Below are 21221 nucleotides of genomic sequence, written 5' to 3' on the forward strand. Positions count from 1 at the left end.
TTGAAAGTACTCATAACTGGGGGATGTGGATTCATAGGATCACATATTACAGAATGTTTAGTACAGAATGGGTTCAAGGTTGTTGTTGTAGATAACTTATCTTCAGGTAATTACAAAATGCAATCCTCATCTGTGATTTATTATGATATTGATTATCGTTCAGACACATTTGCTCAAATTTTTGCAAAGGAAGCGCCTGATTACGTCATCCATCTTGCGGCACAATCGGACGTCAAAAAATCCGCGGATGACCCACTATATGATACACAATTGAATGTATTGGGTGTAGTACAACTTTTAAAACTTTGTCAAGAACATGGGGTGGAGCGATTCATATTTGCTTCCACCTCCGCGGTTTATGGAGACCAGGGTGTAAAAGTTGTAGATGAGTCCACTAAGTTGGAGCCAATTTCTTTCTATGGTGTATCCAAACTTGCTGCTGAGCTCTATATCAAGCAATTTAACCAGCAGTTCTATTTACCGTATACGATCTTCCGATACTCGAATGTATATGGTCCACGACAACGATCAGATCATGAAGGTGGCGTCATACCGATTTTCTTGAATAAACTCCTGCAAGGACAAAAACCAATCATCTATGGTGACGGTTCTCAAACCAGGGATTTTGTACATGTAAAGGATGTAGCTCGTGCAAATCTGTTAGCCTTGCAATCCAAAACGAATGAAACGATGAACATCAGCAGCAATCAATGCATACCGATTAACGAGTTACTTCGGAAAATCACCGGAAATTTACACTCGGTTATACAACCAGACTATCAGGCATATCGGCCAGGAGATATCCTGTTCAGTCAACTGAACAATGATAAGGCAAGAAAGCTTTTGAATTGGGAACCTGTAAGAACGTTGGACGAGGGAATCGAAGAAATGATTGAGCAGATTCGTATGGATGGAGGAGGATATGTTGTATGAAAGAATATCCGTTCAGGCCAGTCAGCAGAAGTTTCGGCTTCGATCGAGGGCAACCGGTTGATCGATATTTCATCGATCAATTCCTAAATGATTATCAATCCGTTATACAAGGTAAAGTGCTTGAGATTGGGGATAATGCTTACACAAAGAAATATGCTAAACAATTGGAATCGAGTGATGTTCTGGATATTCAACCTTGGAAAGGTGTCTCTATAGTTGGGGATCTGGAAACTGGAGAGAACCTTCCTGCCGAGCAATTCGATTGTTTTATTTTAACCCAGGTCATCCATATTCTTTATGACCTGAAAGCTTCAGCCAATCATGCCATGAAAGTGTTGAAACCAGGCGGGAAATTGCTGGTAACGGTCCCTGGTTTGAGTCAAAGTTGTAAGACAAAAGATTATGGAGATTTCTGGCGGTTTACGAGTATGTCGTTAAGAAGGTTGTTTGAAGATATGGAGGTTGTAGATGAAGTAACGGTTCAGAGTTTTGGAAATCTGGCCATTGCTCAAGCTTTCCTGGAAGGAAGAGCGGTTCATGAAGTGAATCCCGGTGCCTTTTCTTTTCATGATCCACATTATGAAGTACTGATTGGGGCTGTCGTACGAAAAGGCGGTACAGCCACATGAAACCAAGTGAAGTGACGGTTCTGACAGCTTCCTATAATCCGGGACATTACTTCAAAGAAACCGTACGCTCCCTGCAAAATCAGACAAATAAGAACTGGAAGCATATCATTGTGGATGATGCTTCTACAGATGATAGCCTGGCGATGATTGAGGATCACCTGAATGATTCCAGGGTGACTTTGATTCGGAATGAAGAGAATTTAGGGCAGTCTAAATCTCAAAATAAAGGGCTTCAGAAGATTGAAACTCCTTTTACCTTAATGTTGGATAGTGATGACCTATTGGTCGATGAGACGATAGAAATCTTGCTTGAAGAGAGTCGAAAAGTACCAGGAGAGGTTGCTCTTATTTGTGGAAATAAAGAAGTTTTTTATCATTTTGGAGGAAAGATCCTAGGTAAGTATGTCGACCGGGGAGAATTTTATTACGAGAACCGCTATCAATTTTTATTAGAAAACTACGTACCATATCCTCGATTTTATCGAACAAGTGCTATAAAAGAAGTAGGGGGATGGCCTACTGATGATCCGTATGAAGGACGTTATTTGGAAGATCGCCGTATGGATGTGCGGTTGATTGAAAAGTACACCATTCATTGGATTGACCACCTTCTTTATCGATACCGTAAACATAAAGACACATTATCTACCAGATTTGATGTCATCAATGAAATGATTGAATGGAATATAAGAGATGCTTTGGTAAGGTGGGGAGATGTCTACGAGCCTCATTTTCGGATAGAAAACGGTTATAAAATATTGGAAAGACTCGTGAAGAAGGGAGAAGAATGATGGATACGGTAGTGACAGTCCTCACACCTTTCTACAATCCGGGGAAAAGGTTCCTGAAAGAAGCGATGGATAGCGTTTTTTCCCAAACGTTCAAACATTGGGAGATCGTACTGGTTGATGATGCGTCAACGGATGATTCATTGGAAGGAATTGAAGAACACTTGAAAGATCCTAGGGTCCACCTGATCAGAAATAGCAAAAATCTCGGGCAATCCAATGCCCAAAATGCTGGTCTGGACATTATCGAAACGCCTTATATCATTAAATTGGATAGTGATGATTGGTTCTTCCCGGATACGATTGAGACCATGTGGAAGGAAATGGAGCAATTACCTGAAGAGGTAGCCTTGCTCTGGGGCAATAAGACGGATGTATATGAAGATCGGCAAGGAAACACTTGCCTTTCCGTACCGAGGAAAGGAGGAGCATCTTATCATGAAAAATACAAGTTCCTCTTATCCAATGATGTACCTTTTCCAAGATTTTATCGAACAGACGCTTTGAAGGCAGTCGGAGGGTGGCCTACAGATGATCCTTGGGAAGGTAGAGTGATGGAAGACAGACGGATTGATGCACGGCTCATTGAGAAATATCATATCCATTGGATAGATCATATGCTGTACAATTACCGTCAACATCCACATAACGCAACCAAACAGCTGGATCTCTATAATGAAGTCTTCGAATGGCATATCTACGATACGTTGAAGAGGTGGGGGAATGAGTATAGTCCAGTATTCAAGTACCATTGCGGATGGAAGCAACTTGCTGAACTTCTTCCGACCCACGGTAAAGATTCAATCAATTAAGCATACATTAGGGTAAAAGGACAATTGGAGTGGTTTCATGGAGTTTCAATGGGTGATTGTTGGTGCTGGATTTTCTGGCTGCGTACTCGCTGAGCGATTGGCTACTCAATTGGATCAAAAGGTATTGGTTATTGAGAAAAGGGATCATATTGGTGGTAATGCTTACGACTGTCATGACGAACATGGGGTTCTCATCCACAAATATGGTCCTCATCTCTTCCATACAAACTCGAAAAAAGTATGGGAATATTTATCACAATTTACGGAGTGGACACGTTATCAACACCGTGTTCTGGCTATGATTGAAGGGAAAGGTGTGCCTGTCCCTTTCAACTTGAACTCTTTACATACCTTGTTTCCAGCTCATTATGCAACTCATATAGAAGAGAAGTTGATCCTCACATACGGGTTAGGGAAGAAGATTCCCATCTTGGAGATGCTGAAATCAACAGATGAGGATCTTAAACATTTAGCAGAGTATATATACCAAAAAGTGTTCTACGGATATACCTTGAAGCAGTGGGGGATGAAGCCAGAAGAGCTGGATTCATCTGTAACTGCCAGAGTACCCATTTACATCAGCAAGGATGATCGATACTTCCAGGATCAATATCAAGGGGTACCGAATTTGGGTTACCATGCACTGTTCAAAAAAATGCTTGCTCATCCAAACATCAAGATTTTGATGAAAACCGACTTTCATGAAGTCAAGAACAGCATCCACTATTCCAAATTGATTTATACAGGACCGATAGATGCTTTCTTCGATTATAAATATGGTAAACTGCCTTACCGCAGTTTGAAATTTACACCTTACCATTTTACGGATCGGAACTCCTATCAAGATGCCGCACAAGTCAATTATCCGAATGAATACGATTTTACAAGAATTACAGAATACAAAAAGTTGACACAACAGAAGGTACCAGGAACAACGATCATACTCGAGGAAGCTTCTTCATATGTGCCAGGGGAAAATGAACCATACTATCCCGTACCACGAAAAGAAAATAATGTACTCTACCAAAAATATAAAAGGGATGTTGAGCAATTAGAAAACCACTGGTTCGTAGGTAGGTTGGCAGATTATAAGTATTACAACATGGACCAGGTGGTGGCTAGAGCACTTCATCTCTTTGAAAAAGAGATTATAAAAGATATATCGTAAAAAACTTTACGTCAGAAGTCTTCTTTATAGTCTTGTATCATGCGATTCAAACCTTCTTCCAAATCAATGGAAGGATACCAGTTCAACTCTTCCACTGCTTTTGTAATATCTGGGCACCGTTTTTGCGGGTCATCTACAGGAAGGTCATTAAACACAATGTGACTAGGAGATTGTGTGAATGCAATCACCATTTCAGCTACTTCTAGAATGGTGTATTCCTTGGGGTGCCCGACATTGAATATTTCTCCGTTTGCTCGATCTGAATCCATCATTCTCTTTAAACAGCGAATTGTATCATCCACATAACAGAATGTTCTTGTTTGTTGTCCATCGCCATAAACAGTAATACTTTCACCGGCCAATGCCTGCATGATGAAATTTGACATTACCCGTCCGTCTCTCTTCCATAATCCTGCAGAGTAAGTATTAAAGATACGTGCAATCGTTACTTTCGTGTTGTGGAGTGTGTGATATAAGTAACAGTAAACCTCTCCTAACCTTTTTGATTCATCATAACAAGCACGAGGTCCCCATGTATTTACGTTTCCTCTATAGAATTCAGGTTGTGGATGAATTTCAGGATCACCATAAATTTCACTTGTACTTGAATAGAGGAGCTTTGCATCATTTCGTTTTGCTAATTCCAATACATTTTTCGTACCAACCGTATTTGCTGAAATCGTTTCGAAGGGTGAGGCTTGATACCAGATTGGTGAGGCGGGCGAAGCAAGATGATAAATCATTTCAACAGATTGGAGTTCTGGGGAAGTTAACAAACCTGCATCCGTAACATCGTGTTCCATATATTGGAAATTTTTGTATGAGAGTAAACGTGTCACATTTTCACTTCTTCCGGTTGAACCATTATCCATACCAATGACAAAATGACCTTCACCAAGTAGATTTTCAGCAAGCTTGTTTCCAATTGATCCGGCGACCCCAGTAATCAAGATGTGTTTCATGTTTTCCCCTCTTCCCATGAGAGATCTTCATAATTAAGCCAAATGACTAATAACCTATTGTTAAGTTATGAAAAATAGGTCCTTTATGATTGGGCAAAAATGTGGTTTGGGAAAGTAGGTGCGGATATGATTCTGGTCACCGGTGGAGCAGGATATATTGGAAGTCATATGGTCAAGTTATTACTCGAACATAACTATGAAGTGATTATTTTTGATAATCTTTCAATGGGTCACAGAGCGTCAGTACCTGAGCATGTGCCTTTCATTAAAGGAGATCTTAATAATCACGACCAAATCACACAAGTATTCAAAAAATACGCAATCAAAGCTGTCATGCACTTTGCAGCTAATTGTTATGTAGGAGAATCGGTCAATCATCCCCAAAAATATTATCATAACAACATTATAGGATTGATCCATTTGTTAGATGCGATGAGGGAAGCGAATGTAAAGAATTTAATCTTTTCTTCCTCTTGTGCAGTCTATGGGAGACCACCAAAACGTCTGATTGATGAGAAAACGGTTCGAGAACCCATATCACCTTATGGCAGGACGAAATTTTTCAGTGAGAAAATCATTGAGGATTATTCTATGGCCTACGGACTGAACTATATCTTATTAAGATACTTTAACGTTGCAGGAGCAGATGGAGATGGAAAGATAGGAGAAGATCATAAGCCTGAAACACATTTAATTCCGAATATCCTAAGACACCTCCAGGGTAAGCAAAAGGAAATCACGATATTCGGAAACGATTATCCAACAACGGATGGTACGTGCATAAGAGATTACATCCATGTGACTGACCTTGTGGAAGGTCATTTGTATGCTTTGTCTAATCTTCTTCATAAAAAGTTGAACAGAGAAGCCTACAATCTGGGTACGGGGCGAGGGTATTCCATTTTAGAAGTTGTTCAAAAGTGTGAACTGATTACTCGGAAAAAAGCATTGATCCAATATAAAGAAAGAAGACCTGGAGACCCCCCACACCTCGTAGCAAATACGAGGAAAGCGTTGAAGGAATTAAAATGGAAAGCTCGATTCGAAATGGATGATATGATCCATTCTGCCTGGCACTGGTTTCTGAAGCATCCGGATGGTTATCCCATTGATAAAGACGGGAGGTAAAATGTGTGATTTCTATTGTTACATGTACGATGCGAGATGAATGCATGGATAATGTCTTTCAGAACTACGAACGACAGAGATATGATCATAAAGAATTGATCCTGGTCCTCACAAAAAAGGATATGGATGTAAAGAAATGGAGACATAAAGCAGGAGAATATGAACATGTGAAAATATTCCACATAACAGAGCCTTGGTCGCTGGGTAAGTGCTTGAATTTTGCTGTTAAACAAGCTAAGTACTCTTGGATTGCAAATCTTGAAGATGATGATTATTACTCAACGGATTATCTGGAACAAACATATGATGAAGTCATTCGTACAGGAGTAGATGTCATTGGAAAGACCACGGTATATTTATATATGCCTGAACGGAAAGTTCTGACGGTTTTCAATTCAGGAAATGAACATCAATTTGTAAATGATCAGACCCGTTTGGGAGCCCAATATCTCCAAGGAGGGACGCTGTTCTTTAAGAAAGACCTCATTGATTTAGTTCCATTCAGGGATCAAATCAAGGAATTGGATCGATTATTTTGCCAGGATTGTGTAAAGCAAGGTTACAGAGTTTATTCCACAAACAAAGAGCATTTCGTCTATATACGGAATGACACAGGGAGTACCCATACATGGAAAGTCCCGAATGATCTCATCTTCCAGGTGAGTAAGGTTGTCGCCTACACGGATGACTTCAAGCCTTATATAGAGGGGGAGAAAGATTGATCAGTGTAATCACATGCACGAACCGATCTACCTTCCGCTTTAAAATTAAAGAAAATTACAGCCGTCAAACTTGGCAAGAAAAAGAACTGATCATCATTCTGAATAAAAACTCACTAGTGAAAAGGGAGTGGGAAGAATACTTTGAAGATTTGACGAATGTAAGAATTGACCAGCTTGATGAAAAGCTTACTTTAGGTGAATGTTTGAATTACGGCATACAACTCAGTCGATATCCATATATATCCAAAATGGATGACGACGATTATTATAGTGGAGACTATTTGACGGATAGTTATGAAACGCTCCAAAACAGTGACGCTAGATTGATAGGAAAATCCTCTGTTTATATGTATTTTGAAGAGGATCAATCCCTTCACGTTTACAATCCATACAAGTTTGCCCCATCTGATCTTCAGTGTTCCGAAGAAAGATATGATCCAAAAGTGTTGATGGGAGGGACGTTATTTTTTGAAAAGAAATTGAATGACATAGTCCCTTTCAGACGCTGCAGTATAGGTGAAGATGCAAAGTTATGTGAGGACTGTATGAAGCACAATATCCCCATTTTTTCAGGGAAAAAAGACCATTATGTCTATATCCGTAAAGCTAAAGATTTGCATACATGGAAAATGGAGAATGAGAAGATGAAGAAGTTTTGTACCCTATTGACGAATACGGACGATTTTATATCCTATTTATCCAAAATCAGCTAAGGAAAGAAATGAAGAACTAAACTGTATAATCAATGCCAATAAAAAAAGCTGACACTAACGGATTAGTGTCAGTCTATTTTTGGTTGAGGTGATTGGTTAGATGATTAGACTAGCCTCTTCTAATTCGAATTGCAACAATCTTACGGCAGTCAATGATGACTGGATAATCGCTATCTAAAAATGTTGCACAACAGTTCTTTTCATCAAGACATGCGAAAGTTAAATTGTTGACTGGACCACTGGATGCTCCGTCACTACCAGGTAAGAAAACATCTACCTCAGTTCCTGGTTGTAGACCACGAAGTTGATCACATACACAACCATCACATGTTGAAGCTCTCTTTTTCTTACCACAGCCGCACTCATTATCAAATAAACTCACTCTAGTTTCCTCCTTATGAGAAGTTGTATGCACCCTACAATGCATATATATATCAGGGTTACTATACTATATTGACTTGGACGCACTTTTGAATGGGTCAAGACCTACGGTTATGCAAAATGGTTGTTAGCCTGTCCGCAATCAACCAATTATTCCCAAAAGGTATGATTGTCCATACTCCTTTACATTTTTTTACATATATATGAATAGCATCAATAAACTGGTGCTTAATATGGACTACAAAAGGAGTGGAAGTATGGCAAGTAGTATGTTTGTGTATATGCTGAAATACTATGGACAGCTTGTTTCAGAAGTTATTTTAGACGATACTGACACAGTTCTGACAAACGTCGTTCTTACAGAACTTGGTGGAGATTATGCAGTCTTCAATCAAGGTGGATCTGGTGGAATGGGACAAATCATCGTTCCATTAGAGAACATCGTAGCGATCGTCGTTTAATATTCAGGGGTTGACCATCTAGGTCATCCCCAATCTTTACTTATAGGGGGTTCAGAGTGAAAAATATTACAATATTATTTATAACAAAGAACATGGAACATCATATTGAAAGAAGCACCTACTATTTGGGGAAAGAACTGGAGAAAAAGTGTAAGCTTTATTACTACTCCGAAGATGTTGGTAGTTTACCAGAAATCATTGAATTGTTACCTGAAGCTCCAGACTTTATCTTATTCAATGATATGAAACCTGATTATTGCCCGGATATACGGAATATTGATCAAGTTTCGATCCCGATGGGGGCTCTTGTCCATGACTTGCACTACCGTATCCCTAGGAGAAAACGGCTCTATCAAAAACACGATTTTCACCTATTCGTCAATTACCGGGAAGCATTCAAGAAATGGTTCCCCGAACTGATCGATCAAATGATCTGGTTTCCGCATCATGTTCCAGCCGAAATCTTCTACGATTATCAACTACCAAAGAGCGTCGATTATCTGATGGTAGGAAGTCTCTTACCTTATTTATATCCTCTTCGTGTAAAAATGCACGACCGTCTCCAACAAGAACCTTCCTTTAAATATGTAGAGCATCCTGGCTACAAACAAATCACAAAAGCAGACAATGCGGTCACTGGACTTGAATATGCCAAATTATTAAATCAGGCGAAGATGTTCTTTACATGTGACTCCAACTATCATTTTCCAGTACTGAAATATTATGAATCTCTCGCGTGCAAAACATTATTGTTGGCTTCAGGATCAGAAGAATTGAAAGAATTAGGATTCATGGACGGAGAAACTTTCGTGGAAGTAAATGAAGCGAATTTCTATGAAAAGGCTCAATATTATTTGAATAATGAGAGTGAAAGAGAACGGATTGCAAAGTCGGGTTATGAAATGATAGTAAAGCATCATACAACCAAAATCCGTGCTAGTGAACTGCTCACACATATTGAAAGAATCTTAGCATCATAAGGAAAGGGACAAAATCATGTTGAAGAAAAAACCTAAAGTATCCATTGTCATCCCCTTTTATAATTGCCCTTATATTGGAAGAGCAATCGAAAGTGCGTTAAATCAAACCCATTCGAACTGCCAGGTCATTGTAGTGGATGATGGCTCCACCATGTATTTGGAGCGGATACTACCTTATCAGAAGAAAATCAAATATATCCGAAAACAAAATGGCGGGACGGCTTCGGCATTGAATATGGGGATCCATTTAGCAGAAGGTGAGTATTTCTCATGGCTCAGTTCAGATGACCTTTATCATCCAAATAAAATTGAACGTCAATTGAACTTCATGCTTGAGCAAAATGCAGAAATCAGTTATGGGAATTACAGCTTGATAGATGAAAGTGATCGGGTGATTACTCCATCTGTAGGTGTAGGGGTTGAAGACCGTTGGCGATTCATGAGAGCAATGAGGTCTGGATGTATTATCAATGGTTGTACAGTGATGGCTAAGACGAAGGTCCTGAAAAATGCAGGCATGTTTGATGAAACGCTTCCTTATACCCATGATTACGATTTGTGGCTGCGCCTGATTCCAAACTATCACTTCTATTATTTTAAGGAACCTTTGGTGCTCTATCGAATTCATGGAAATATGGGTTCCCAGAAATATAAGAATGCCATCCGTGTGGAAATCCAATCGGTTAAAAGGAAGCATCGAGACACGATCAGCAGGCTAATCAACATGTTATCTCCGAGACGTCGTTCAAGATATTTTCCGAACAGGTGAGGCTTGTCCAATCAAGCATCCGGTAGAGACATATGATAAGAAATAACGTATTTACAACCAAGATTCAATTGAAGAAAGGAAGAGATTGTTGGACTCTAATAACAAAAATGGACTTCATCCATTCATGCTGAATTCTATTCCGAAGAGTGGCACCCATCTGTTGAAGCAGATCTTGCTGGGGATACCTGGGATGCAGCATCACCCAGACAAAGGAATGTTCGGTCATTATCAATATCAAACAGCAAAACATCTAGAAAATATAAGGAATCTTAGTCATAACGAATTTGCCAATGGTCATTTGTTTTATACTTCCGAATGGGAATCATTTTTCAATGAATTGAAATTGAAACAGATCTTTGTCTTAAGGGATCCTAGAGATATTGTCGTCTCTTATGCTTACTTCATCCCCACATTACCAATCCATCCTTTATACTCTACCTTTCAACAAGAAGGTTTCACACATAAGGATCGGATCAAGTTCTTGATTGAGGGAGGGCAACCGATTACCAAGACGAAATATGTTCAACCAGACGTTTCGGAATGGTTTACCAGTTTTTCGAAATGGTCAGAACGAGAAAATGTGTTTACTGTAAAATTCGAGGATCTTACTTCATCACATTTGAAACGGATTCAAACGGTCCATCGCATCGTAAAATTTTTATGGGATGAACAACCAGTTCCTTTTACCCGTCCAGTTATGGTCGGAAAGATGATACAGAATATCAATCCTGAAACATCACCAACCTACCGTAAAGGAAAGATCGGTGGATGGAAAGAAGAATTTGACAAAGAGCTCATCACCCTATTTAAACAATACGCAGGTCAGTTACTGATTGACCTTCAATATGAAAAGAATATGAATTGGTAAAGCGGCACTTGGACAAGTGCCGCTTTTACATTATTTGTAAGTTCAATGGGGGCATGTCTATGCTACCCACCGTCCACTACATAGAATAGAAATAAATGGAATTTATGTAATGAATAACCTAAAGGAAGGAGCATGGTATGAAGATCGTCACCATCCTAGGAACTCGACCCGAAATTATCCGACTAAGTCTGATCATTAAAAAACTGGACGAACTTTCAGACTCTCATATCGTTATTCATACTGGACAGAATTTTATCTATCATTTGAGCGAAATCTTCTTTAAAGAATTGGATCTTCGTATGCCTGATTACATCCTGCAGCATGAGCAGCGTACATTGGGACAACAGCTCGGCACAATGTTTGAGAAGATCGAAGAAATCCTCTTGAAGGAACAACCAGATAAAGTCTTAGTATTGGGAGATACGAATAGCGCTTTGAGTGCTGTGTTAAGTGAACGAATGGGAATCCCGGTCATCCACATGGAAGCAGGTAATCGTTGTTTTGATTTGGCTGTTCCTGAAGAAAAGAATCGGAAAGTCATTGATGCCATTTCAACCTACAATCTCCCCTACACACCTAACAGCAGAGAGAACCTCATCCGAGAGGGGTTCCCTTCAAATCGTATTTTATTATTCGGTAACCCGATTTATGAGGTACTGACTCATTATGATGAAAAAATCAATCAGAGCTCAATTTTGTCCAAGCTGCAGATCCAGCCAGGTGAATATTTCCTTGTCACGACACATCGGGCAGAAAATGTAGATAATCCCCTCCATCTCACCGAGATATTTGAAGGCTTGAATAAAGTAGCAGAAAAATACCAAAAGCCGGTCATCTGTAGTATTCACCCTAGAACAAAAAGCCGCTTGGAAAATCAAACAGGCATCAAACATCACCCGCTTGTAAGATTCTTTGAGCCTTTCGGTTTCTTTGATTTCGTCCATCTCGAAAAACATGCCACGTGTGTGTTGACCGATAGTGGAACGGTCCAGGAGGAATGCTGTATCTTCCAGGTTCCAACTGTAACGATAAGAAAAAGCACAGAACGTCCTGAAACAGTGGATTGTGGAAGCAATGTCATTTCCGGTGTTAACAGGCAAAGAATTTTAGATGCCGTTTCAGTCATGGTGAATCAAACAAAAGGCTGGGAATGTCCGGATGGATATCTCGAAAAAGCCGTGTCACAAAAAGTCGTTCAATTTATATTAGGAGGTCGTTAAGCATTGCGAAACAAAACGATTTTAATAACAGGAGGAACCGGGTCGTGGGGTCATGAATTGGTCAAACAATTACTCGAGAAGGACCCTAAGGAGATTCGGATCTTTTCTAGAAATGAAGCTAGTCAAGTCCAAATGCAACACGAATTTGAATATAATCCGAAATTAACTTTTATCATAGGAGATATTCGTGAGTACCAGGGGTTACTTAAGGCTTCGGAAGGTGTGGATTACATCTACCATCTGGCTGCTCTGAAACACGTTCCCATCTGTGAACATCAACCCTATGAAGCATTGAAGACGAATGTATTAGGTACGCAACATGTGATTGAAGCAGCCATTCAAAGCAATGTCGAAAAAGTCATTTACATCTCCACAGATAAGGCTGCAAACCCTTCCAATTTTTATGGTATGACGAAAGCTATCGGAGAAAAATTGATTATATATGCCAACTTGTTAAGTCCCACGACGAAATTCGTTTGCGTACGTGGCGGTAACGTTCTTGGAACGAACGGTAGTGTCATCCATGTATTCAAAAGGCAAATTGAGCAAAAAGGGGAAATCGGAATCACCGATAAGAGGATGACACGGTTTTTTCTCACTTTACAGGATGCGATTAAACTACTATTCAAAGCCACCGATGAAAGCAGGGGTGGAGAGATATTCGTTATGAAAATGCCTACATGCAGAATCATTGACTTGGCAGAAGTATTGATTGAGGCTTCCGGAAAAAAGGAAGTAAAAGTTATAGAAGCTGGAATCAGACCAGGTGAAAAGTTACATGAAATCTTACTTTCTGAGTATGAAAGCAATACCACTGTTTATTTTGATGAAGAGTACTTCGTCATTCTCCCAACCATAGAACTGCAAAATTTGAATGAATTCTATAAGAGTTATAAGAAGATAGATTTGCATAGTTATAGCTCTCATGAGTCGCTCATGACAAAAGAGGCAATCAAAGAAATGCTTGAAAAAGGTGGATTTTTGTAATGAAGTTGCTTGTACTCGGCGGTAAGGGAATGGCGGGGCATGTAATGGTTGAGTACTTCCGAACGAGATCTCTTTATGATGTCGTGTACACACATCGAAATAAATCTTGTACAGAAGGGATCTACCTGAATGCATCCGATTATACAGCAGTAGAATCTCTGATAGCCAGGGAAAAGCCGAATGTGCTGATCAACTGTATAGGAATCCTGAATCAATTTGCAGAGCAAAACGTGCAAGAAGCCATACTAGTGAATAGCTTGTTGCCTCATGTCTTACAAAACGCGATGGATAAAATGAACGGAAGATTGATTCATATTAGTACCGATTGTGTGTTTGAAGGCGAACAAGGTGATTATCCAGAGCAAGCAACCCCAGATGGACAAAGCATGTATGCCAAGACAAAATTTCTCGGGGAAATCATCAAACCTCCTCACCTCACAGTTCGTACTTCCATCATCGGACCGGAGTTGAAAGATGGAATTGGTTTGTTTCAATGGTTCATGAAGCAGACAGGTCAAGTGAATGGATATGTGAATGTGTTTTGGAACGGAGTGACGACTTTGGAGCTTGCGAAAGCAGTTCATCATTTCATTGAGGAGAATGTATCTGGACTATACCATTTGACCGCTCCAGAAAAAGTGTCCAAATATACACTTCTCAAGTACATTCAAGACACATTTGATCGAAGGGACTTATCCTTAGTGCCTTTCGAAAATGCTCATTGTGACCGTACATTATTGAATACTCGAGAGGATGTCCGTTATACAGTAGTCCCATATGAGGTGATGCTTCAAGAATTACGCGACTGGATGGATGAGAGAGATGGAGGATAAAGCATGTATCTTGATAACCGGGGCTAATGGATTTACAGGAATGCATGCCTATGAAAAAGCTAAATTGCTTGGTTTGAAGATCATTTGTACAGGAAGACGACGTAACTCCAACATTCCTGATAACGAATTTAAGGTATGTGATTTGACGGACTTCAAAAAAACACTCCAATTGATTGAGGAAGTAAAGCCAAATTATATCCTGCACTTAGCCGGTTTTAATGATGCCCTGCAATCCTGGAATGCACCGTACGAATGTCTGCAAGCCAACTTTGGGGGCACCCTTCATCTCCTCGAGGCGATCCGTCGGTTCGTTCCACGATCCAAAACGGTAGTTGTAGGTTCAGCTCTTCAATTTTCTCCACAGAAAGGAGAAAAACCCCCTCATCCGTATGGTCTGAGCAAAACATTACAAGTTCAACTAAGTGAGTATTGGAGTGATTTGTTCGCTATAGATGTAGTGATCGCCAAAACTTCAAACCTCATCGGTCCCGGTCCTTCCAACGGAATTTGCTCTAAAATCGCGCAAAAAATCGTAGAAGCTGAACGACATCAACATACGATTAAAATAGACATAAAAAATGGACTTGCTCAATGCGATTTTGTAGATGTTCGTGATGCTGTGGATGCTTATTTTTGTATTTTGACCAATCAGAATGAATTGAACCTGTATGAAATAGGATCCGGAAAGAGTATAACATTAGACGAACTTGTTGCTTGCTTCCAAGCAGTAACCTCTGGACACTTTGAAATTACGGTTGAAGAACGTCGAAAGACTGAACCTGTAAGTATGGAAATACAGCCCCTCCAAAGCCTTGGTTGGAAGGCAGCCTACAATCTTGTGAACTCCTTGCAAGATCTATTAGCCTATCACCGTGCCAGCTGAATGCAGGTTTGTAAGAAAGAAGATAAGAAATGAGGAGAAGACCTTGAATACAGCAAATCCTAAAGTAAGCATCATCATTCCATTCTATAACTGTTCCTATGTACACCATGCAATCAACAGTGCATTAAGACAAACCTATCAACCGCTCGAAATAATTGTGGTCGATGACGGGTCTACGCTCAATCAACACTTGATTACTCCCTTTAAAAGTAGAATCAAATATATTTATAAAAAAAATGGAGGAACAGCAACTGCATTGAATAGGGGAATTCAAGAATCGAGTGGTGATTTGATTGCATGGCTCAGTTCTGACGACGTTTTCCTCCGCAATAAATTGCGGAAACAAGTGGATTTCATGAAGAAAACGGGAGCTGATATGGTTTATTCCAACTTCAATCTGATTAATGAACGTAGTATCATAACCCGAAGGAATGCGGGACTTTATTTAGAAAGACGTTTGGACTTTTTGAAAATGTTGACCACAAGTTGTCCAATTAACGGGAACACGGTCCTTTTCAAAAAATCTCTTATAGATGAAGTCGGTCTTTTTGATGAATCGTTAAAGTATACACAGGACTATGACATGTGGATTCGCATGGCCTGCAAGACGCATATCAAGATGTTGAATGAAGCGTTAATCAATTATCGTCATCATGACAAAATGGGTTCAAGACAGTTTCATGAAGAGCAATGGCGTGAAATCCGAATGATACAAGAAAAATACAAAGGTATGGTAGCAAGACTGATCCACTGCGAGGAATCTGGAAAACAGGAAGATTGTTATGAGTGATCTTGCAAAGAAAGAAATCAGTGTGATCATCCCCACTTACAACAAGTATCCCCAAAATCTATTGACCCTTTATTCTCTACAATACCAATCTTTCGATTTATCAAAAGTGGAAGTCATCATGATTGACGATGGTTCTACAGATGATACGTATCAACAACTGAACAAGCAGACTTTCCCTTTCCAGTTCAAATTGATCCGTTGTGAAAAGAACATTGGCAGGCCAGCTGCAAGGAACTTAGGGTTGAGGGCGGCATCAGGTAAAATCATCATCTTCCTGGATGCTGAAATTCTCGTACAAGACGATTTCTTGAAGATTCACCATGAATACCATCAACAACATCCGAATCTTGTGGTCACTGGAATCATGTTCTTGAAGCGGCTCTATTCCGTTCTGGATCCTTCCTTTTCTCCAGAGCAATTGGAGGAATGTATGAAGCTTGTGCGGAGACGAAAGTCGATGAGATCCAAGGTATCAGAGTTTATGAAAAGTCCCAGGATCATGCCTCTATTATCAGAAAATGAAATTCGTACTCGTTCCTTTGCCAATCTCGTACTTCCAACACATTTTGAATTGCTCTATGAGTATACAATCATTAAGAACTATGGATATGGTTTAGAAGGTTATCACATTCCCTGGCAGTTGTTCGGTACAGGCCATGTCTCCGTTTCCAAGAAGGCCATCGACAAGGTAGGTCTATTTGCTGAGTATCCCGGATATGGATGGGACGACTGTGAAATGGGTTATCGACTTTATAAAAACGGGGCGACCTATATTTCTGATGGAAGGTTGATTAGCTATCACCAGGAGCATCCGAGAGCTGTAATCATACAAGATGAATCCAAACAAAATTACTACCGGTTCCAAGAAACATATAAAGCTGTCGATCAGATGATTATCAGCTTAAGCTTTTTGCCCGACGCCCCCTTCAACCTTCATCAAGTCAATCAAATCCTCATTAATTATCAGGACTTATGTAAAAGTCAACCAGGTCAGTTCCGGATGATCAAGAGAGTGTTCCATATTATGCTTAGACGAATCGGACTTCTCAGAAGCCAAAATAAGAACATTTCCAAGTTGATGCCATGCACAATGAAACCTTCCGAGTATGAGCAATTGAAAGTTGAAAAAGAACAACTACGAAAACTCGTGAAATATACAGTTTTCCTCAACTGTTTTGAACATTTGGCGTCGATCTGAATGGTAGCTAACTATGAAAGGAAGCGAAAGAATGAAAATGACGTTTGTTGCAATTACCTTGTGTAAAGGAGGCGCACAAAGGATGCTGGTCGAGTTGGCAAATGGTCTGGCGAAGAAAGGACATGATGTGTCTTTTCTCATGCCAACAGGTGGTGTGGTCGAGTATCCTGTACATGTACCAATTGTTCGCACGCCTACGAATTTTATAGCCGCCAAAGATATACCAAAGAGTGATGTCATCGTCTCCAACTTCTATACATTAACTTCCATCTGTGAAGAAGCGAGTCGTTTAGGGAAAGGAAAGCATGTCAGAATCAGTTTATGTTACGAACCGGTGTTTTTGGATCAACACGAAGCATCGTTCAAAAGCTATCATATCAGTCGTAACCTTGTCGTACTTTCGAAATGGCAGCAACAGCTCATCAAACTGAACCATGGGATAGAGGGAGAAATCGTTCCGGTTGGTGTTAGTGACGCATTTCGTAATCTCGGGCTACGTAATCCTCAAAAAAAACTTGAGGTCACAGGTATATTAAGAATTCCAGAAGGGGGTTATTCTTGGCATCGTGAACAGGAATATCTCATTCAAACCTTTACCGCACTCAAACAAAAATACCCGCATGTTATTTTCAACCTCATCACTCCACCAAGCGAACTAAGATCTTCTCCTACATTGCGAACCATTCACTCTAATCGTCTATTCAATTCGATTACCCCAGCAGATGATCCACAACTCATTCAACATTTTAATAGAAGTGATATTTTTGTCAGTTCTTCAACATATGACACAGCTTCATTGCCCGGATTGGAAGCAATGAAGTGTGGTGCAGCTCTTGTAACCGTATATTCGGGTGGAAACATGGATTACTGCCGTCATGGTGAGAATTGTCTGCTTTCCTATCGTTATGAAAACAAACTTGCATCTCAAATCTCGACATTGATTGAACAACCTCAACTCAGGAAAAGGTTGGCAATTGCAGGGGAGAGAGAAGCTGCGAAGTGGACATGGGAGAGAAGTGTGCAACGTTTTGAAAATACAATGAAAACATTTTTGAAAAGGGGGTAAAACCATGGTCAGTATCCCGCATGGTGGAAAACTCGTCAATCGGTTCATAGATACCGTACCTGAAAACTTGGATGGCTTGAAAAGGATCCCCATCACTTCAACTGAATTATCAGACCTTGAATGTATTGCAGAAGGTGTCTACAGCCCGATTGAAGGTTTTATGATAGAAGAAGACTACCTTGCTGTCTTAGACAAAATGAGACTCAAGAGTGGGGAAGTATGGAGTTTACCCATCACGCTATCCATTGCAGAAGAAACTGCTGAATCGATTAAAGAGAATGAACGGCTTGCGCTCACCTATGATGGCGTCATCTATGGAATCATTGAAGCAGAGGGATCCTATTTGGTCGATTTGGAAAAAGAAGCAATGAAAGTCTATGGAACGAACAGCCCTGAACATCCTGGTGTCGCAAAACTCTTGAAGCGGTCACCGATTTATCTCGGAGGGAAAATCCACCTATTGAAAAAGCGGACATCCCAGTTCATGAGTGATACTTACACTCCTGCAGAGACAAGACGTATTTTTGAGCAAAAGGGTTGGAAAACAGTGGTTGGATTTCAAACAAGAAATCCGATTCATAGAGCACACGAATATATCCAGAAAGTCGCACTTGAACAAGTGGACGGTTTGTTCATCCATCCTCTTGTAGGGGAGACCAAGTCTGATGATATTCCTGCTGACATCCGAATGGAATGTTACAGGGTCCTATTAGACAATTATTATCCAGAAGACCGCATACACCTGGGTGTATTCACGAGTTCGATGAGATATGCAGGACCGAGAGAAGCGGTCTTCCATGCTCTTGTGCGTAAGAATTTCGGATGCACGCATTTCATCGTAGGACGCGATCATGCTGGTGTCGGAGATTATTATGGTACGTATGATGCGCAGTGGATCTTTGATGCATTCAGTCGTGAAGAGTTGGGGATTACACCGGTTCTCATGGAACATAGTTTTTTCTGTAAGAAGTGTGATCAAATGGCCTCTTCAAAAACTTGTCCACATGGTAAAGGAGATCACATCCATTTATCCGGCACGAAAGTGCGTCAGATGTTACAGAATGGAATAACCCCGCCACCGCATTTCAGCAGAAGTGAAATCGTCAACATCTTATTGCAATACTATCAATTAAAGAAGGAATGAAAGATTCGGTCATGACGCCTGATATTTGGATTACATTCGCAGTCATCGCTGGAATGTTCTTATTACTATTCTTCCATTGGTATACAGCAGAAGTGGTCGTGATTGGAGCTGTTCTTATACTCGTGTGGACGGGAGTGCTAACTATTGAAGAAGCATTCAACGGCTTCACCAGTGAAGGCATCTTGGTGATTGCTTCCTTATTCATCATCATGACGACTCTTCAGAAACATCCAGCGTTCACAAAGATTACAAGTGTAGTGTTTGGCGGTAAACAGACACTTAGAAGTGGCTTAAGACGTATGATGGTGGTGACTGGTGGATTATCGAGCTTTATGAACAATACACCTCTTGTGCTCCTTTTGACACCGGTCGTCAAAAGATGGGCGGATAAGCATTCCTACAGTCCTTCCAAGCTTCTTATTCCATTGTCCTATGCAACGATTATCGGAGGCATGTGTACACTCTTAGGTACCTCGACGAACCTGGTTGTTCATACCTTGTTGTTGAAGGAAGGATATGAAGGATTATCTTTATTCGAGTTGGCTTATGTCGGGATTCCATTTTTCCTCGTCGCTGTCATTTATCTCCTGACCATAGGCTATAAATGGTTACCGAATCATCCGTCGGTGCAAATCGATGATATTCAATCCTCTCAATTCATAGTGGAAGCTGTCGTTCAGGATCACTTTGAATGGGTAGGGAAATCAGTTGAAGCAGCCGGATTGAGACACTTGAACAACAGCTATCTGATGGCCATCTTGCGACAGGGAGAATGTATCTTTCCAGTTACACCACATCAAAAACTTAAAATGGATGACCATTTGTTATTAGTAGGCGACTCTTCATCCGCAGAGGAAATACGAGCCATGCAAGGCCTTGAAATACAACAATCAAGCTACAAGTTTATGAATCACGAGTCCGAACTGAAATTGGTGGAGGCGACCATTCCGAACGATTCATCCTATATATCGCTCAGCATCAAAGACATTCAATTTCGATCCCAGTTCGGTGGAGTCGTTATCGCTGTCTATCGGAATGGTCAGCGAATCAATCAGAAGATCGGTTCCATCCGTTTACGATCAGGTGATATGTTATACATCTTATCAGATGAATCCATCCGTCATCATACTTCCAATAACCTACTCTTATTAGCTTCCCACCATTCACCTTTCCAAAAGGCCAACTTGAAAGATTGGATTCCGATGATGTTATTTGGAATGATGATTACGACAGTTGCTTTTGGCATCGTTTCAATCGTCCATGCGGCACTTACAACCGCATTATTGATGTTTTTGATCAAAAAAATAACCTTTAACGAAGCTAAGGAAGCGATCAAGTGGGATGTTCTTCTCGTAATTGGAGGAGCTTTTGGCATAGCAGAAGCGATGATGAAATCTGGAGCAGCAGAATATTTGACCATGGGTATCATTGGACTTATGCCGTACTATTCACCTTTGATTTTACTGATGCTCACGTATCTGATTACGAACATCTTGACAGAGTTAATCACGAATAATGCTGCCGCTGTTATCATGTTTCCAATCGCAATGTCGCTTGTACACGAGTTTTCATTGAATGCTGAACCATTTGCCATTGCCATCGCCATCGCAGCATCCGCGAGTTTCTCTACACCAATCGGATATCAGACGAATTTGCTCGTTTATGGTTCAGGACAATATCGGTTCATCGATTTCGTGAAAGTGGGTACACCTTTGAACCTTATAGGATTACTGATTTCAATTATCATCATACCGATTATATGGCCAATGACTTAAATGAGGAGGGA

Annotated in this window: 23 protein-coding genes; 21 read left to right on the plus strand and 2 right to left on the minus strand. The window is 40.3% G+C overall.

Going from position 1 to position 21221, the window contains the following annotated elements:
• Genes ACSVDE_RS04365 through glf form a run of 5 tightly spaced genes read left to right on the plus strand, consistent with a single transcriptional unit; the run spans position 1 to position 4330 of the window.
• Positions 1–933: an NAD-dependent epimerase/dehydratase family protein gene (locus ACSVDE_RS04365; protein WP_439299746.1), complete on the plus strand. Its 933-nt coding sequence runs from the start codon at positions 1–3 to the stop codon at positions 931–933.
• Positions 930–1562, plus strand: coding sequence for a class I SAM-dependent methyltransferase (locus ACSVDE_RS04370; protein ID WP_439299747.1), 633 nt, complete (start codon positions 930–932; stop codon positions 1560–1562). The genes ACSVDE_RS04365 and ACSVDE_RS04370 overlap by 4 nt, the downstream gene beginning before the upstream one ends.
• Positions 1559–2353, plus strand: coding sequence for a glycosyltransferase family 2 protein (locus ACSVDE_RS04375; protein ID WP_439299748.1), 795 nt, complete (start codon positions 1559–1561; stop codon positions 2351–2353). The genes ACSVDE_RS04370 and ACSVDE_RS04375 overlap by 4 nt, the downstream gene beginning before the upstream one ends.
• Complete coding sequence (locus ACSVDE_RS04380) at positions 2350–3162, plus strand: glycosyltransferase family 2 protein (protein WP_439299749.1); 813 nt, start codon at positions 2350–2352, stop codon at positions 3160–3162. The genes ACSVDE_RS04375 and ACSVDE_RS04380 overlap by 4 nt, the downstream gene beginning before the upstream one ends.
• A 37-nt stretch (positions 3163–3199) precedes the next feature.
• Positions 3200–4330 carry a UDP-galactopyranose mutase gene (glf, locus tag ACSVDE_RS04385; protein WP_439299750.1) on the plus strand — a complete coding sequence of 377 codons (1131 nt, stop codon included), beginning with the start codon at positions 3200–3202 and terminating at the stop codon, positions 4328–4330.
• 11 nt (positions 4331–4341) lie between these two features.
• On the opposite strand, the gene ACSVDE_RS04390 is transcribed toward glf, so the two are convergent.
• Entirely contained in the window at positions 4342–5292 is a 951-nt protein-coding gene (locus ACSVDE_RS04390; protein ID WP_439299751.1) for an NAD-dependent epimerase/dehydratase family protein, read from the minus strand.
• A gap of 126 nt (positions 5293–5418) precedes the next feature.
• Here ACSVDE_RS04390 and galE point away from each other — a divergent pair, with 126 nt between their 5' ends.
• Genes galE through ACSVDE_RS04405 form a run of 3 tightly spaced genes read left to right on the plus strand, consistent with a single transcriptional unit; the run spans position 5419 to position 7855 of the window.
• Positions 5419–6420: a UDP-glucose 4-epimerase GalE gene (galE, locus tag ACSVDE_RS04395; RefSeq protein ID WP_439299752.1), complete on the plus strand. Its 1002-nt coding sequence runs from the start codon at positions 5419–5421 to the stop codon at positions 6418–6420.
• A gap of 5 nt (positions 6421–6425) precedes the next feature.
• On the plus strand, positions 6426–7142 hold the full coding sequence (locus ACSVDE_RS04400; RefSeq protein WP_439299753.1) for a glycosyltransferase: 717 nt from the start codon (positions 6426–6428) through the stop codon (positions 7140–7142).
• Positions 7139–7855 carry a glycosyltransferase gene (locus tag ACSVDE_RS04405; RefSeq protein ID WP_439299754.1) on the plus strand — a complete coding sequence of 239 codons (717 nt, stop codon included), beginning with the start codon at positions 7139–7141 and terminating at the stop codon, positions 7853–7855. Before ACSVDE_RS04400 ends, ACSVDE_RS04405 begins: the two co-directional genes overlap by 4 nt.
• 109 nt (positions 7856–7964) lie before the next feature.
• Here the strand turns inward: ACSVDE_RS04405 and ACSVDE_RS04410 are convergent, their stop codons facing one another.
• Complete coding sequence (locus ACSVDE_RS04410) at positions 7965–8237, minus strand: hydrolase (protein WP_439299755.1); 273 nt, start codon at positions 8235–8237, stop codon at positions 7965–7967.
• Between the two features lie 256 nt (positions 8238–8493).
• On the opposite strand from ACSVDE_RS04410, the gene ACSVDE_RS04415 reads away from it, so the two are divergent.
• The 13 genes from ACSVDE_RS04415 to ACSVDE_RS04475 all read left to right on the plus strand — a co-directional run bounded on the left by ACSVDE_RS04415 (position 8494) and on the right by ACSVDE_RS04475 (position 21210).
• On the plus strand, positions 8494–8697 hold the full coding sequence (locus ACSVDE_RS04415) for a hypothetical protein (RefSeq protein ID WP_439299756.1): 204 nt from the start codon (positions 8494–8496) through the stop codon (positions 8695–8697).
• A gap of 56 nt (positions 8698–8753) precedes the next feature.
• Complete coding sequence (locus tag ACSVDE_RS04420) at positions 8754–9677, plus strand: glycosyltransferase family protein (protein WP_439299757.1); 924 nt, start codon at positions 8754–8756, stop codon at positions 9675–9677.
• A gap of 16 nt (positions 9678–9693) precedes the next feature.
• Positions 9694–10446 (plus strand): glycosyltransferase, encoded by a 753-nt coding sequence (locus ACSVDE_RS04425; protein WP_439299758.1) that lies wholly within the window; start codon positions 9694–9696, stop codon positions 10444–10446.
• An 88-nt stretch (positions 10447–10534) separates the two neighbouring features.
• A complete protein-coding gene (locus tag ACSVDE_RS04430) occupies positions 10535–11314 on the plus strand; it encodes a sulfotransferase domain-containing protein (protein ID WP_439299759.1) in 780 nt (259 codons plus the stop codon).
• A gap of 137 nt (positions 11315–11451) precedes the next feature.
• Positions 11452–12534, plus strand: a complete 1083-nt coding sequence (wecB, locus tag ACSVDE_RS04435) for a non-hydrolyzing UDP-N-acetylglucosamine 2-epimerase (RefSeq protein ID WP_439299760.1) — start codon at positions 11452–11454, stop codon at positions 12532–12534.
• 3 nt (positions 12535–12537) lie between these two features.
• A complete protein-coding gene (locus tag ACSVDE_RS04440; protein ID WP_439299761.1) occupies positions 12538–13521 on the plus strand; it encodes a polysaccharide biosynthesis protein in 984 nt (327 codons plus the stop codon).
• Positions 13521–14354: a dTDP-4-dehydrorhamnose reductase family protein gene (locus ACSVDE_RS04445; RefSeq protein WP_439299762.1), complete on the plus strand. Its 834-nt coding sequence runs from the start codon at positions 13521–13523 to the stop codon at positions 14352–14354. Before ACSVDE_RS04440 ends, ACSVDE_RS04445 begins: the two co-directional genes overlap by 1 nt.
• Positions 14344–15237 carry an NAD-dependent epimerase/dehydratase family protein gene (locus ACSVDE_RS04450; protein ID WP_439299763.1) on the plus strand — a complete coding sequence of 298 codons (894 nt, stop codon included), beginning with the start codon at positions 14344–14346 and terminating at the stop codon, positions 15235–15237. The genes ACSVDE_RS04445 and ACSVDE_RS04450 overlap by 11 nt, the downstream gene beginning before the upstream one ends.
• Positions 15238–15280: 43 nt before the next feature.
• Complete coding sequence (locus tag ACSVDE_RS04455; RefSeq protein WP_439299764.1) at positions 15281–16027, plus strand: glycosyltransferase family 2 protein; 747 nt, start codon at positions 15281–15283, stop codon at positions 16025–16027.
• The gene (locus ACSVDE_RS04460) at positions 16020–17225 is read left to right on the plus strand and encodes a glycosyltransferase family 2 protein (protein ID WP_439299765.1); all 1206 of its coding nucleotides are present in this window, start codon (positions 16020–16022) and stop codon (positions 17223–17225) included. The genes ACSVDE_RS04455 and ACSVDE_RS04460 overlap by 8 nt, the downstream gene beginning before the upstream one ends.
• 31 nt (positions 17226–17256) lie before the next feature.
• Positions 17257–18291 (plus strand): glycosyltransferase family 4 protein, encoded by a 1035-nt coding sequence (locus ACSVDE_RS04465; RefSeq protein ID WP_439299766.1) that lies wholly within the window; start codon positions 17257–17259, stop codon positions 18289–18291.
• Positions 18292–18295: 4 nt separating this feature from the next.
• On the plus strand, positions 18296–19435 hold the full coding sequence (gene sat / locus ACSVDE_RS04470) for a sulfate adenylyltransferase (RefSeq protein WP_439299767.1): 1140 nt from the start codon (positions 18296–18298) through the stop codon (positions 19433–19435).
• Positions 19432–21210, plus strand: coding sequence for an SLC13 family permease (locus ACSVDE_RS04475; RefSeq protein ID WP_439299768.1), 1779 nt, complete (start codon positions 19432–19434; stop codon positions 21208–21210). The genes sat and ACSVDE_RS04475 overlap by 4 nt, the downstream gene beginning before the upstream one ends.
• Positions 21211–21221 lie beyond the last annotated feature (11 nt).

This window comes from Pseudalkalibacillus sp. Hm43 (assembly GCF_051842935.1).
Taxonomy (GTDB): Bacteria; Bacillota; Bacilli; order Bacillales; family Fictibacillaceae; genus Pseudalkalibacillus.

Excerpts from the sequence above, each read along its gene's own strand:
- ACSVDE_RS04380 (WP_439299749.1), top strand. The coding sequence starts at position 2,350 with ATGATGGATACGGTAGTGACAGTCCTCACACCTTTCTACAATCCGGGG.
- ACSVDE_RS04450 (WP_439299763.1), top strand. The coding sequence starts at position 14,344 with ATGGAGGATAAAGCATGTATCTTGATAACCGGGGCTAATGGATTTACA.
- ACSVDE_RS04460 (WP_439299765.1), top strand. The coding sequence starts at position 16,020 with ATGAGTGATCTTGCAAAGAAAGAAATCAGTGTGATCATCCCCACTTAC.
- ACSVDE_RS04415 (WP_439299756.1), top strand. The coding sequence starts at position 8,494 with ATGGCAAGTAGTATGTTTGTGTATATGCTGAAATACTATGGACAGCTT.
- ACSVDE_RS04375 (WP_439299748.1), top strand. The coding sequence starts at position 1,559 with ATGAAACCAAGTGAAGTGACGGTTCTGACAGCTTCCTATAATCCGGGA.
- wecB (WP_439299760.1), top strand. The coding sequence starts at position 11,452 with ATGAAGATCGTCACCATCCTAGGAACTCGACCCGAAATTATCCGACTA.
- galE (WP_439299752.1), top strand. The coding sequence starts at position 5,419 with ATGATTCTGGTCACCGGTGGAGCAGGATATATTGGAAGTCATATGGTC.
- ACSVDE_RS04370 (WP_439299747.1), top strand. The coding sequence starts at position 930 with ATGAAAGAATATCCGTTCAGGCCAGTCAGCAGAAGTTTCGGCTTCGAT.
- ACSVDE_RS04445 (WP_439299762.1), top strand. The coding sequence starts at position 13,521 with ATGAAGTTGCTTGTACTCGGCGGTAAGGGAATGGCGGGGCATGTAATG.
- ACSVDE_RS04465 (WP_439299766.1), top strand. The coding sequence starts at position 17,257 with ATGAAAATGACGTTTGTTGCAATTACCTTGTGTAAAGGAGGCGCACAA.
- ACSVDE_RS04475 (WP_439299768.1), top strand. The coding sequence starts at position 19,432 with ATGAAAGATTCGGTCATGACGCCTGATATTTGGATTACATTCGCAGTC.
- glf (WP_439299750.1), top strand. The coding sequence starts at position 3,200 with ATGGAGTTTCAATGGGTGATTGTTGGTGCTGGATTTTCTGGCTGCGTA.
- ACSVDE_RS04390 (WP_439299751.1), bottom strand. The coding sequence starts at position 5,292 with ATGAAACACATCTTGATTACTGGGGTCGCCGGATCAATTGGAAACAAG.
- sat (WP_439299767.1), top strand. The coding sequence starts at position 18,296 with ATGGTCAGTATCCCGCATGGTGGAAAACTCGTCAATCGGTTCATAGAT.
- ACSVDE_RS04425 (WP_439299758.1), top strand. The coding sequence starts at position 9,694 with ATGTTGAAGAAAAAACCTAAAGTATCCATTGTCATCCCCTTTTATAAT.